The 13,834-nt window shown below is 55.5% G+C and carries 8 protein-coding genes and 1 rRNA gene; 6 read left to right on the top strand and 3 right to left on the bottom strand.

Translation table 11 applies throughout. The features are described 5' to 3' along the window. The 5 genes from rrf to aceK all read left to right on the top strand — a co-directional run. Positions 1–80: ribosomal RNA gene (gene rrf / locus KAJ71_RS23740) — 5S ribosomal RNA — on the top strand; the annotation flags it as partial. 262 nt (positions 81–342) lie between these two features. Continuing rightward, entirely contained in the window at positions 343–1,272 is a 930-nt protein-coding gene (metA, locus tag KAJ71_RS19910; RefSeq protein ID WP_248947259.1) for a homoserine O-acetyltransferase MetA, read from the top strand. 375 nt (positions 1,273–1,647) lie between these two features. Beyond that, positions 1,648–3,246 (top strand): malate synthase A, encoded by a 1,599-nt coding sequence (gene aceB / locus KAJ71_RS19915; RefSeq protein ID WP_248947260.1) that lies wholly within the window; start codon positions 1,648–1,650, stop codon positions 3,244–3,246. Between the two features lie 46 nt (positions 3,247–3,292). After that, positions 3,293–4,600 (top strand): isocitrate lyase, encoded by a 1,308-nt coding sequence (gene aceA / locus KAJ71_RS19920; RefSeq protein ID WP_179244440.1) that lies wholly within the window; start codon positions 3,293–3,295, stop codon positions 4,598–4,600. 60 nt (positions 4,601–4,660) lie between these two features. Next, positions 4,661–6,406: a bifunctional isocitrate dehydrogenase kinase/phosphatase gene (aceK, locus tag KAJ71_RS19925; RefSeq protein WP_248947261.1), complete on the top strand. Its 1,746-nt coding sequence runs from the start codon at positions 4,661–4,663 to the stop codon at positions 6,404–6,406. A 33-nt stretch (positions 6,407–6,439) separates the two neighbouring features. Here the strand turns inward: aceK and edd are convergent, their stop codons facing one another. The 3 genes from edd to iclR form a co-directional block, all read right to left on the bottom strand. Next, positions 6,440–8,254 (bottom strand): phosphogluconate dehydratase, encoded by a 1,815-nt coding sequence (edd, locus tag KAJ71_RS19930; protein ID WP_248947262.1) that lies wholly within the window; start codon positions 8,252–8,254, stop codon positions 6,440–6,442. Next, positions 8,251–8,784, bottom strand: coding sequence for a gluconokinase (gntK, locus tag KAJ71_RS19935; protein WP_248947263.1), 534 nt, complete (start codon positions 8,782–8,784; stop codon positions 8,251–8,253). The genes edd and gntK overlap by 4 nt, the downstream gene beginning before the upstream one ends. 260 nt (positions 8,785–9,044) lie before the next feature. Then, positions 9,045–9,875, bottom strand: a complete 831-nt coding sequence (gene iclR / locus KAJ71_RS19940; RefSeq protein WP_179250609.1) for a glyoxylate bypass operon transcriptional repressor IclR — start codon at positions 9,873–9,875, stop codon at positions 9,045–9,047. 274 nt (positions 9,876–10,149) lie between these two features. On the opposite strand from iclR, the gene metH reads away from it, so the two are divergent. After that, positions 10,150–13,833: a methionine synthase gene (gene metH, locus KAJ71_RS19945; protein WP_248947264.1), complete on the top strand. Its 3,684-nt coding sequence runs from the start codon at positions 10,150–10,152 to the stop codon at positions 13,831–13,833. The last annotated feature ends 1 nt before the right edge of the window (position 13,834 follow it).

The following is a 13,834-nucleotide window of genomic DNA, read 5'->3' on the forward strand; positions in this document are numbered from 1 at the left end:
ATGCCGAACTCAGAAGTGAAACGCCGTAGCGCCGATGGTAGTGTGGGGTCTCCCCATGCGAGAGTAGGACACTGCCAAGCATCAATTAAGCCAAGAGGCCATCCGCAAGGATGGCCTTTTTGCTATGGGTTAAAAACAGAACCCCCCCAACCCTCTCCCGCAGTAGCGACTGCCAACTAAACAGACAAAAGACTCCCTGCTTTACTATTTACTAACGGCCCTCCCTGCCTGGCGATGAAACATTTTCACCTTCCCGTTGAATCCTCGACATGACGTAAAAAAAGCGCTATCTTCGGGCATCTAGAAGTCTAAACGTATAAACGGATGTGTGAGGGGTAAGCAATGCCGATTCGTGTTCCTGATGAGTTACCTGCGGTCAATTTCTTGCGTAATGAGAACGTGTTTGTCATGACATCCTCACGCGCAAAAACACAGGAAATCAGGCCGTTAAAGGTACTTATCCTCAACCTGATGCCGAAAAAGATCGAAACGGAAAACCAGTTCCTGCGTTTACTTTCCAACTCGCCATTGCAGATCGATATTCAGCTACTGCGCATCGATAGCCGTGAGTCGAAGAACACGCCTACGGAGCACCTGAATAATTTCTACTGTAACTTTGAAGATATCCAGAATGAGAACTTTGACGGGCTGATCGTGACCGGCGCTCCGCTGGGCCTGGTGGACTTCTGTGATGTCGCCTATTGGCCGCAGATCGAGCGAGTGATCGAATGGGCCAAGGATCATGTAACCTCAACCCTGTTTGTCTGTTGGGCAGTGCAGGCCGCGCTAAACATCCTGTACGGCATTCCAAAGAAGACGCGTGAGGTGAAGCTCTCGGGTGTGTACCAGCATCGTACGTTGCACCAGCATGCCTTGCTGACCCGAGGTTTTGATGAAACCTTCCTGGCACCTCACTCCCGTTATGCCGATTTCCCAACCGAGATCCTTCGGCAGTACACCGACCTGGATATCCTGGCTGAATCAGAGCTGGCAGGCGCCTATCTGTTCGCCACCAAGGATAAACGCATGGCCTTTGTCACCGGGCATCCGGAATATGACACCCTGACGTTAGCGGGCGAGTATTGTCGCGATAACGATGCAGGCCTCAATCCTACCGTACCGCTAAATTACTTCCCCGATGATAACCCCGAACTGATCCCCGCAGCCTCATGGCGAAGCCATGGTCACCTGCTGTTTTCCAACTGGTTGAACTACTACGTTTACCAGATCACGCCGTTCGATCTGCGTCATATGAATCCTACCCTCGAGTAACATTTTTATCTGCACCGGGCGGCTGAATCGAGGCCGCTCTGGTTTACCCCGCCACTTTCTCCTCCCAATCTGTAACGTTTCAGTATAGATAAATCATTTAAAAACAATGCATTACCTGGATTCCTTTGTCGTAATGGAACCGGTTTCCTAGCTTGTTATTAATGATAAATAAACTAATCAATTGATAATAAAAGGTTAATGAAATATTTATTAAAAAAATGGAAATCGTTTTTGATTTTTAATTTTTGTTGGTTATTCTAGGATCCTGCGGGATGACATCTGACCAGTTGGCGGTCTTTTTTTCACCCGATTTCCGACAATAATGCTTCGCCTGGCCTGCAATGGCAGCGTGGAATGATGGAAAGGATCAAGACAATGACGCAACAGATGGTAGGCACAGAATTAGCGTTTACACAGGCTTTCGGCTCAGCAGAGCGGCAGATACTGACGGATGACGCGGTCGAGTTCCTGGCTGAACTGGTGGGTAAATTTACGCCACAACGCAACAAACTGTTGGCGGCACGCGCCAGCTGGCAAGAGAAAATCGATCGTGGTGAGCTGCCAGGATTTATTTCGGAAACGGATTCCATTAGACAGGGTGACTGGCAGATCCGCGGCGTACCCGCTGACTTGCGCGACCGTCGGGTTGAGATTACCGGTCCGGTTGAACGCAAAATGGTGATCAACGCCCTCAATGCCAACGTCAAAGTGTTTATGGCCGACTTTGAAGACTCACTGGCTCCAAGCTGGGATAAGGTTATCGACGGGCAGATCAACCTGCACGATGCGGTCAACGGCACCATCTCCTACACCAACGAAGCCGGCAAGATTTACCAGCTCAAACCCAACCCCGCGGTGTTGATTGCCCGCGTGCGTGGCCTGCATTTGCCGGAAAAACACGTGCAGTGGCAGGGTGAGGCTATCCCGGGCGGGCTGTTCGATTTTGCACTCTATTTCTTCCATAACTATCGTCAACTGCTGGCAAAAGGCAGTGGCCCGTATTTCTACCTGCCGAAAACCCAGTCCTGGCAGGAGGCTGCCTGGTGGAGCGAAGTCTTTAGCTTTACCGAGGATCGCTTCGAGTTACCGCGTGGCACCATCAAGGCTACGGTGTTGATTGAGACCCTGCCTGCGGTATTCCAAATGGACGAGATCCTGTATCACCTGCGAGATCATATCGTTGGGCTGAACTGTGGCCGTTGGGACTACATCTTCAGCTATATCAAAACGCTGAAGAACCATGGCGATCGGGTGTTGCCGGACCGTCAATCCGTCACTATGACCCAGCCTTTCCTCAGTGCCTATTCACGTTTGCTGATCAGGACCTGTCACCGCCGCGGTGCTTTTGCGATGGGGGGAATGGCGGCGTTTATCCCCAGCAAAGACGCCGAGCAAAACGCGGTGGTGTTGGGCAAGGTGCGCGCGGATAAAGAACTGGAAGCGACCAATGGTCATGACGGGACGTGGGTGGCACATCCAGGTCTGGCCGATACGGTGATGGAAGTGTTTAACCGCATCCTGGGTGAGCGGCAGAACCAGCTAGAGGTGCTGCGTGAGAACGATGCTCCTATCACGGCGGCGCAACTGCTGGAGCCGTGTGACGGTGAGCGTACCGAAACCGGTATGCGCGCCAATATCCGCGTGGCAGTGCAATACATTGAAGCCTGGATCTCCGGCAATGGCTGCGTACCGATTTATGGTCTGATGGAAGATGCCGCCACCGCCGAGATTTCACGTACCTCGATCTGGCAGTGGATCCATCACGAGAAAAATCTCAGCAATGGCCAACAGGTAACCAAAGCCCTGTTCCGCCAGATGCTGCAGGAAGAGATGCAGGTCGTTCGTAAAGAATTGGGTGAAGCGCGTTATCACGCAGGCCGTTTCGAAGAGGCGGCACAGCTGATGGAGCGTATTACCACGCAAGACGAATTAATCGATTTCCTGACCTTACCCGGCTACGAATTACTGGCCTGAAACCGTTCCTGACCTTTAACCCTACAGTATTGAAAAGGATAAAAATATGACGACCTCTCGTACCCAACAGATCCAACAGCTGGAACAGGAATGGAAATCAGCACGCTGGGAGGGTATCACCCGCCCTTACAGCGCCGAAGACGTGATCAACCTGCGTGGTTCGGTCAACCCGGTTTGCACGTTGGCGCAGAATGGTGCGGCGAAACTCTGGGAGCTGCTACACGGCAAATCCCGCAAAGGGTACGTGAACAGCCTTGGGGCGTTGACCGGTGGCCAGGCGCTGCAACAGGCGAAAGCCGGCGTCGAAGCGATCTACCTGTCCGGTTGGCAGGTGGCGGCGGATGCCAATACCGCAGCCGCTATGTATCCCGATCAATCACTGTACCCGGTCGACTCTGTCCCGACGGTGGTTGAGCGCATCAATAATACCTTCCGTCGGGCGGATCAGATCCAGTGGGCGAATAAGGTTGAACCCGGCAGCAAAGGCTATACCGATTATTTCCTGCCGATCGTGGCGGATGCCGAAGCCGGGTTTGGCGGCGTGCTGAATGCCTTTGAATTGATGAAGGCGATGATTGAAGCCGGTGCCGCCGGGGTGCATTTTGAAGACCAACTGGCGGCAGTGAAGAAGTGTGGCCATATGGGCGGCAAGGTCTTGGTACCAACCCAGGAAGCCATCCAGAAGCTGGTTGCGGCGCGCTTGGCTGCTGATGTTCTCGGTGTGCCAACCCTGTTGATTGCCCGTACCGATGCCGACGCGGCAGACCTGCTGACCTCCGATTGCGATCCGTATGACAGCGCCTTTGTGTCTGGCGAACGCACCGCCGAAGGTTTCTACCGCACCCATGCCGGTATCGAGCAGGCCATCAGCCGCGGGCTGGCCTATGCGCCTTATGCCGATCTGGTGTGGTGCGAAACCTCAACGCCGGATCTGGAAGCGGCTCAACGCTTTGCCGACGCGATCCATGCCAAGTTCCCGGGCAAACTGTTGGCCTATAACTGCTCACCGTCGTTTAACTGGAAAAAGAACCTGGACGACCAGACTATCGCCCGCTTCCAAGACGCGCTGTCTGCTATGGGCTACAAGTACCAGTTCATCACGCTGGCCGGTATCCACAGCATGTGGTTCAACATGTTCGATCTGGCACACGCTTACGCACGTGGTGAAGGCATGAAGCACTATGTCGAAAAAGTGCAGCAACCAGAGTTTGCCGCAGTCGAGCGTGGTTACACCTTTGCTTCGCATCAGCAGGAAGTGGGGACCGGCTACTTCGATAAAGTGACCACCATTATTCAAGGGGGCGCTTCCTCGGTAACGGCACTGACCGGTTCCACCGAAGAACAGCAGTTCTAATCCTCAAGGGGCCTGGCGGGTGCCAGGCTCTTGTTTCATTCCTGAATGGCAGAGGCAAAGATGGCGGAAAAACTGGAGCTGTTGATTGCACAGACGATCCTGCAGGGCTTTGATGCGCAATATGGCCGCTTTCTGGAAGTCACTGCCGGGGCGCAACAGCGTTTTGAGCAGGCAGACTGGCCCGCCGTACAGCAGGCGATGAAACGACGTATTCATCTTTACGACCACCACGTCGGTCTGGTGGTCGAGCAATTGAAATGCATCACCGGGCAGAAATACTACGATGCGGATTTCCCCAACCGAGTGAAGGCGGTTTATACCGAGTTGTTGCCCGACTACCCGCGTTTTGAGATTGCCGAAAGCTTCTTCAACTCGGTTTACTGTCGGCTGTTCAAACATCGGGATTTAACCCCAGACAAGCTGTTTGTTTTCAGCTCGCAGCCCGAAAGGCGCTTTCGCGATATTCCCCGGCCGTTGGCACGTGATTTTATTCCCAATGGTGATTTGGCTGCCATGCTGCACAGCCTGTTGATCGACTTACCGCTGCGCCTGCCGTGGGAAGATCTGCCACGCGATATTCGCTATATCACCCAAGCCTTACTGCAGACCTTCAGCTCCCTACAGCTAGCTGGAGCGACGTTCCAAATTGGCAATGAGCTGTTCTACCGTAACAAGGCGGCCTGGTTGGTCGGTAAGTTGCGGTTGGCAGATGGGGTTTACCCGTTCCTGTTGCCAATCCACCACAGCGATTCTGGCGCGTTGTTTATTGATACCTGCCTGACCAGCAAGGCCGAAGCCAGCATCGTGTTTGGCTTCGCCCGTTCCTATTTCATGGTGTATGCCCCATTACCCGCTGCGATGGTTGAGTGGTTGCGGGAGATCCTACCGGGCAAAACCACTGCCGAACTGTATATGGCGATCGGCTGCCAGAAGCATGGTAAAACCGAATGCTACCGCGAATACCTGAATTTTATGGCGCAGTCGCAGGAGCAATTCATTATTGCGCCGGGCGTGAAAGGCATGGTGATGCTGGTGTTTACGCTGCCGTCCTTCGATCGGGTATTCAAGGTGATCAAAGACGAATTTGCGCCGCAGAAAGAGGTTACGCAGGCGCAGGTGATGGCCTGCTACCAATTGGTAAAAGAGCACGATCGCGTCGGGCGGATGGCCGATACCCAGGAATATGAGAATTTTGTGGTGGATAAGGCGCGTATCAGCCCGCAACTGCTGGCGGAGTTGCTGCGTGAAGTACCGGAAAAGCTGGAAGATCTCGGCGATCGCGTGGTCATCAAACATTTGTATATGGAGAGGCGAATGACGCCGTTGAACCTGTATCTCGAGCAGGCAGACGAACGGCAAATGCATGACGCCATTGAAGAATATGGGAATGCGATCAAACAGCTGGCTGCGGCCAATATTTTCCCCGGTGATATGCTGTTCAAAAACTTCGGTGTGACACGTCATGGCCGCGTGGTGTTTTACGACTACGACGAGATTTGCTACATGACCGAGGTGAATTTCCGTAATATCCCGCCGCCGCGCTATCCGGAAGATGAACTGGCCAGCGAACCTTGGTACAGCATTTCACCTAACGACGTTTTTCCCGAAGAGTTCCGCCATTTCTTGTGTGGCGACCGGCGTATCCGCAAGGTCTTTGAGGAGATGCACAGCGATCTGTTTGAAGCGGACTACTGGCGAGGGTTGCAGCAGCGTATCAAGGAGGGGTATGTCGAGGATGTATTTGCCTACCGGAAAAAACGGCGTTTCAGCCAGCGGCTGCCTTCAGGCTATGCGCAGGCTGGCTGATAGCAGGCCCAGCAAGCTGGGCCATGGTAAGGCTTAAAACGCGATACAGCAGGCGCCCTGTTCGGCCCCGGAAAGCTGGCTGCGTAACGTACTGAACAGTTCACGGCCACAGCCGAACCTTTCACCGCTCAGATCGGGTTGATATGGCGTGCGCTGGTCCAGCTCTGCTTCGGCGACCAGAAGTTGCAGCTCGCCGGTGTGGCCATTCACCCGGATCATATCGCCGTTTTGTACTTTGGCCAGCATACCGCCGGTATAGGCCTCCGGGGTGACATGGATTGCGGAAGGGACCTTACCGGAAGCGCCGGACAGGCGGCCATCTGTCACCAGCGCCACCTTGAAGCCGCGATCCATCAATACCCCGAGCGGTGGCATCAGCTTATGCAGTTCAGGCATGCCATTGGCCTGCGGCCCCTGGAAACGTACCACCACCACGCAGTCCCGATCCAGCTTGCCCGCTTCGAAGGCGGGGACGATATCGTGCTGACTGTCGAAGACGATCGCCGGGGCTTCGATAGTCTGATTTTCGGCAGGCACCGCCGACGTCTTCATCACCGCACGGCCCAGATTGCCAGCCAGCACTTTGGTACCGCCATGATGTTCGAACGGTTTGGCTATGCTGGCAATCACGCTAGCGTCCAGCGAACTTGCCACCCCGTCGCGCCAGGCTAACTGGCCGTTATCCAGCCAAGGCTCCTGGGTGTAGCGCTCCAGGCCGAAACCGGCGACGGTATGAACATCCTGATGCAACAGGCCGTTGTTCAGCAGCTCACGCACGACCAATTGCACTCCGCCCGCCGCCTGGAACTGGTTGATATCCGCCGGGCCGTTGGGGTAGATGCGGCACAGCAGTGGCACCGAGTCGGAAAGCTCAGAGAAGTCATCCCAGTTGATGATGATGCCCGCTGCGCGAGCCATGGCCACCATATGCATCGTCAGGTTGGTTGATCCCCCGGTGGCCAGTAGCGATACGATGCCGTTAACCACCACTTTTTCATCGACCAATTGACCTATCGGCAGGTAATTACCGGCAGTTTCTGTCAGGCGGGTGATTTGGCGAGCCGCGGCATCATTGAGCGCATCGCGTAGCGGCGTGTCTGGATGGATGAAAGAGGCACCGGGAAGATGCAGGCCCATGACTTCCATCACCATCTGGTTGGTGTTGGCCGTGCCGTAGAAGGTGCAGGTGCCAACGCCGTGGTAAGAGGCGGCCTCGGCTTCCAGCAGCGCGTGACGATCGGCTTTGCCCTCGGCATACAGCTGGCGCACACGCACTTTCTCTTTATTTGGCAGCCCGCTGCTCATTGGCCCGGCAGGTACAAACACCGCAGGCAAATGGCCGAAGGACAGGGCGGACATCACCAGCCCTGGCACAATCTTGTCGCAGATCCCCAGGAACAACGCGCCATCGAACATGTTATGGGAGAGGCCGATGGCGGCGGACATGGCAATCACATCGCGGCTCATCAACGACAACTCCATGCCGTCCTGCCCCTGCGTCACGCCGTCGCACATGGCTGGCACACCCCCTGCGACCTGGCCAACGGCACTCACGCTGTGCAGTGCCTGCTTCAGCCGCTGTGGGTAGTTTTCATAAGGCTGGTGGGCAGAGAGCATATCGTTGTAGGCGGTGATGATGGCGATATCGCTGCGCACCATGTTTTTCAGGGCGGCTTTATCGTCGGGCTGGCAGGCAGCAAAGCCGTGGGCCAGATTGCCACAGGCTAGCTGTGAGCGGTGTACCGTCTGCGTACGGGCTTCATTAATACGCGCCAGATAGGCCGCTCGGGTTTGTTTTGAGCGTTCAATAATGCGTTGTGTTACGCGGGCCAGGGTGTCGTTAATCATACCGTCCTCACCGTGCAGCTCTGGATATGTTGCACGGTATCGGTAATCACCGCATCCAGCGGCTGATCGATATCGATGGCCTTGACGTCGCTTTCATTCTGGCCCGGTTGCTCCAGTGCGGCGAACTGGGTGACCAGCATTTGGGGTTTGAAGAAATGCCCTTTGCGGGCAGCCAGCCGAGCCTCGATCACCGGGAAATCGCCGTGTAGATAGATGAATGACAGGTTGTCGTTACCTGCTCGCAGCCGATCGCGATAATGTTTTTTCAGCGCAGAGCAGACGATGATAGAGACCGCATTGGTACGCTGCATGGCGAAAGCGGCATCGTTCAGGGCTGCCAACCACGGTGCGCGATCGTCGTCATTGAGTGGTTCCCCTGCGGCCATTTTCTGAATATTGCTGCGCGGATGGAGAAAGTCACCGTCCAGGAAGTTGGCAGATAGCCGTTGGGCAACGGCATTGGCGACGGCAGATTTGCCGCTGCCAGAAACGCCCATTATGACGTAAACACGATTCTGATTATTGATCATGGTTTGGTTCCCCCACCTGCGAGTCATAGTCTGTTGCGGCTAGATTATTTAATTGTCATTGTTACCGGTAACATGTTATCGGTAACATTGTCGAGGGAAGTGGTGAAGGTTGCAATCGGCTTTCGGCAGCAAGATCGCTAATTGTGATCGAATTCATACTTTTCGCTGGTTGCGAAACAAAGTCTCTACAGCGCGATACAGAAAAATAACAGGGGGGATTTACTCATGACGTAGAGGCGCCGCATGCTGCATCTGTCTAATCACCGTACGCCGCCGTACTCCAGGCTGATCTCTTTTGCCGCATGGATCACCAGCGCACCCAGCTCTGTCACGCGATCGTCGGTAATGCGCGATACCGGGCCGGAGATGGAGATGGCGGCAAAGGCTTCGCGGTGCTCGTCAAAGATACAGGCGGCCAGACAACGTAGGCCAAGGGCATGTTCTTCATCGTCGAACGAGAATCCCTGCTTGCGGATCACCGCCAACCCTTCTTTCAGGTTATGTGGCGTTAGCGTGTGCGGGGTGTAAGTGTGCATGCCTTTTTTATGTAGCAGCCGGGTCACTTCATCGTCCTGCATGCTGGCCAGGAAGGCTTTACCCGCGCCAGAGGCGTGCATCGGCAGCTTGCCGCCAATCGGGGCCGACATACGCATCAGCGCAGTGCATTGCACCTGATCGATAATCACCGCCTGATCTTCGGCTTTGTCCATCACCGCCAGATTGACCGTTTCACCGGACTCTTCCATCAAGCGGCGTAGCGTTGGGTGCACCATTGCTAGCAGGTTACGGCTTTGCAGGAAGCTGCTACCAACGACAAACGCATGGGCTCCCATGGTCCACAGGCCAAGATCACCCACCTGACGGACAAAACCCTGCTGCTGCATGGTCGTCAGCAGGCGATGGGTGGTGGAGTTGGGCAATCCGGCCTGCTGGGCCAGATCGGTCAGTGCCACGTTGCCTTGCGCTTCGGCAATATATTCCAATAGCTTCAGACCACGGGTCAGGGACTGGACCTGGCCGGTCGCCGTGCTGGCAGCGGGCGCGGCGGCGCGGGGTTTTTTACCGCGCTTGGCGGGAACGGGAGTAGCCATGATTTACCTTGTGCTTTCCGTATGGTGGAATTCATTTTCGTTTTTTGCGTATGAATTGCAAGGTGCTTCTCCGCTCATCGGATCTGTTGGTCGGCGAACCTGAAAAACTCTCAATATCCGCTCGCAACTTTGCCGCCATAACCTGTGCTAGGATGTCAGACTCACCATCTTTCAAGTTGCAGGATGCATGACGGGCGCTGCGTACCGCGCCGCTACAATCTTGGGATGTGGGGTATAAGTCGTCGGGCGGATAATCGGGTGTGAAGGGGCTACAGTGACAAATCGAGTGGAACAACTGCGTCAGCAGTTAGCGCAGCGTATTTTAGTGTTGGACGGCGGTATGGGTACCATGATCCAGAGCTATCGGCTGGAGGAGGCAGACTACCGCGGTGAGCGTTTTGCCGATTGGCAAAGCGATCTTAAAGGGAACAATGACCTGCTGGTGTTAAGCAAACCAGAGGTGATCACCGCGATCCATAACGGTTACCTGGAGGCGGGGGCTGACATCCTCGAAACCAACACCTTCAACTCGACCACTATCGCGATGGCCGACTACCATATGGAGTCGCTATCCGCCGAAATTAACTACCAGGCTGCCTTGCTGGCTCGGGCCTGTGCCGATGAATGGACTGCACGCACCCCGGAAAAACCGCGCTACGTCGCAGGCGTGCTTGGCCCAACCAACCGTACCGCCTCCATTTCCCCTGACGTTAACGATCCGGCCTTCCGTAATGTCTCTTTTGACCAGTTGGTAGAAGCCTACCGCGAATCAACCCGTGCGCTGGTGGAAGGGGGCGTCGATCTGATCATGATCGAAACCATCTTCGATACCCTGAATGCCAAAGCGGCGGCCTTTGCGGTCGAAACCGAGTTTGAAGCGCTGGGCGTGACCTTACCGATCATGATTTCCGGCACTATCACCGATGCCTCTGGCCGTACCCTTTCCGGCCAGACCACCGAAGCGTTCTACAATTCGCTGCGTCACGTTAAACCGCTGACCTTTGGCCTGAACTGTGCGCTTGGCCCGGATGAGCTGCGCCAATATGTGGCGGAGCTGTCTCGCATCTCTGAAAGCTATGTAACTGCTCATCCGAACGCCGGTTTGCCCAATGCCTTTGGTGAATACGATCTCGATGCCGAAGAGATGGCCAAACAGGTGGGTGAATGGGCACAAGCCGGTTTCCTCAATATCATCGGCGGCTGCTGTGGCACCACTCCGGCGCATATCGCCGCGATGGCTAAAGTGGTTGAGGGCGTGCCGCCACGGCAGTTGCCAGAGTTACCGGTGGCTTGCCGCCTGTCCGGCCTGGAACCGTTGAATATCGATGCCAAATCGTTGTTCGTCAACGTGGGTGAGCGTACCAACGTTACCGGCTCGGCTCGATTCAAAAGGCTGATTAAAGAAGAAAAGTATAACGAGGCGTTGGCCGTGGCCCGCCAGCAGGTAGAGAGCGGTGCCCAGATCATCGACATCAACATGGATGAAGGGATGCTCGACGCCGAAGCGGCGATGGTGCGTTTCCTCAGCCTGATCGCCGGTGAGCCGGATATTGCCCGCGTACCGATCATGATCGACTCCTCCAAATGGAGTGTGATCGAAAAGGGCCTGAAATGCATTCAGGGTAAGGGCATCGTCAACTCGATCTCGATGAAAGAGGGCGAAGAAGCCTTTATCCACCATGCCAAACTGGTACGCCGCTACGGTGCCGCCGTGGTAGTGATGGCCTTCGATGAGGTCGGCCAGGCGGATACCCGCGAGCGCAAGTTTGAGATTTGCCGCCGTGCTTACCAGATTTTGACCGAACGCGTGGGTTTCCCGCCGGAAGACATCATTTTTGACCCGAACATTTTTGCCGTCGCGACCGGTATCGAAGAGCATAACAACTATGCCGTCGACTTTATCGAAGCTTGCGCTGATATCAAAACCCACCTGCCACACGCGATGATCTCCGGCGGCGTGTCCAACGTCTCCTTCTCGTTCCGTGGCAACGATCCAGTGCGCGAAGCGATCCACGCGGTGTTCCTGTATCACGCCATTCGCAACGGTATGGATATGGGGATTGTTAACGCCGGGCAGTTGGCGATCTATGACGATCTCAGCACTGAGCTGCGTGAAGCCGTTGAGGACGTGGTGCTCAACCGCCGTCAGGACGGCACCGAGCGCCTGCTGGAGCTGGCGGAGAAATACCGGGGCAGCAAAGACAATGAAGTGGCGGTGCAACAGGCCGAATGGCGCGGCTGGCCGGTGGTGAAGCGTCTGGAGTATTCGCTGGTCAAAGGCATTACCGAATTTATTGAGTTAGACACCGAAGAAGCGCGCCAGCAGGCGGACCGCCCGATCGAAGTGATCGAGGGGCCGCTGATGGCCGGCATGAACGTGGTGGGTGACCTGTTTGGCGAGGGCAAAATGTTCCTGCCGCAGGTAGTGAAATCGGCCCGTGTGATGAAGCAGGCGGTGGCCTACCTTGAACCTTACATTGAGGCCAGCAAACAGAAAGGCACCACCGCCGGGAAAATTCTGCTGGCGACGGTGAAGGGTGATGTGCACGACATCGGTAAAAACATCGTCGGCGTGGTGCTGCAATGTAACAACTACGAAATTATCGATCTGGGCGTGATGGTGCCGACGGACAAGATCCTGAAAACCGCCCGTGAAGAGAAGGTGGATATTATTGGTCTGTCTGGCCTGATCACCCCGTCGTTGGACGAAATGGTGAACGTGGCAAAAGAGATGGAGCGCCAAGGCTTTACTCTGCCGCTGCTGATCGGCGGTGCGACCACCTCCAAGGCCCATACTGCGGTGAAGATTGAGCAGAATTACAGCGGCCCGACTACCTACGTGCAGAACGCCTCGCGTACCGTTGGCGTAGTTGCGGCGCTGCTGTCAGACACCCAGCGGGACGAGTTTGTCGCCCGCACTCGCAAAGAGTACGAGACCGTGCGTATCCAGCATGGGCGTAAAAAACCGCGTACGCCGCCGGTCAACCTGCAACAGGCGCGGGATAACGCCATGGTGCTGGATTGGGAAAACTACCAGCCACCGGTGCCGCACAAACTGGGGGTGTTCCCGGTTGAGGCCAGTATTAACACGCTGCGCCATTATATCGACTGGACGCCGTTCTTTATGACCTGGTCGCTGGCGGGCAAGTATCCGCGCATTCTGGAAGATGAAGTGGTAGGGGAAGAGGCTAAACGCCTGTTCAAAGATGCTAACGAAATGCTGGATATGCTGGCTGCTAACGGCAGCCTCAACCCGCGTGGCGTCTACGGTCTGTTCCCGGCCAACCGCGTTGGGGATGATGTGGAGGTCTACCGGGATGAAAGCCGCACCGAGGTGCTGGTGGTCAGCCGTCATCTGCGTCAGCAAACGGAAAAGACCGATTTCCCGAACTACTGTCTGGCCGACTTTGTGGCCCCGAAGAGTAGCGGCAAAGCCGACTACTTTGGCGCATTCGCGGTCACGGGCGGGCTGGAAGAAGATGCATTGGCAGCGGCTTATGACGCCAAACATGATGATTACAACAAGATCATGGTCAAAGCGTTATCTGATCGTCTGGCAGAGGCCTTTGCCGAATACCTGCATGAGCAGGTGCGCAAGCTGCACTGGGGCTTTGCCTGCGATGAAAATCTGAGTAACGAAGAACTGATCCGTGAGAATTATCAAGGCATTCGCCCGGCCCCCGGCTATCCCGCTTGCCCGGAACATACCGAAAAAGCGGAGATCTGGCAGTTGCTGGACGTTAACCGCCATACTGGCATGGAACTGACCGAATCTTTCGCCATGTGGCCTGGGGCGGCGGTATCCGGCTGGTATTTCAGTCATCCGCAGAGCAAGTACTTTGCCGTGGCACAAATCCAGCGCGATCAGGTCGAAGACTACGCGCAGCGTAAAGGGATGAAGATCGGCGACGTAGAGCGCTGGCTAGCCCCGAATCTCGGATACGATGCGGATAATTAAT

Origin of the sequence: Serratia silvae, from assembly GCF_023282985.1 — a bacterium.
Taxonomy (GTDB): domain Bacteria; phylum Pseudomonadota; class Gammaproteobacteria; order Enterobacterales; family Enterobacteriaceae; genus Chania; species Chania silvae.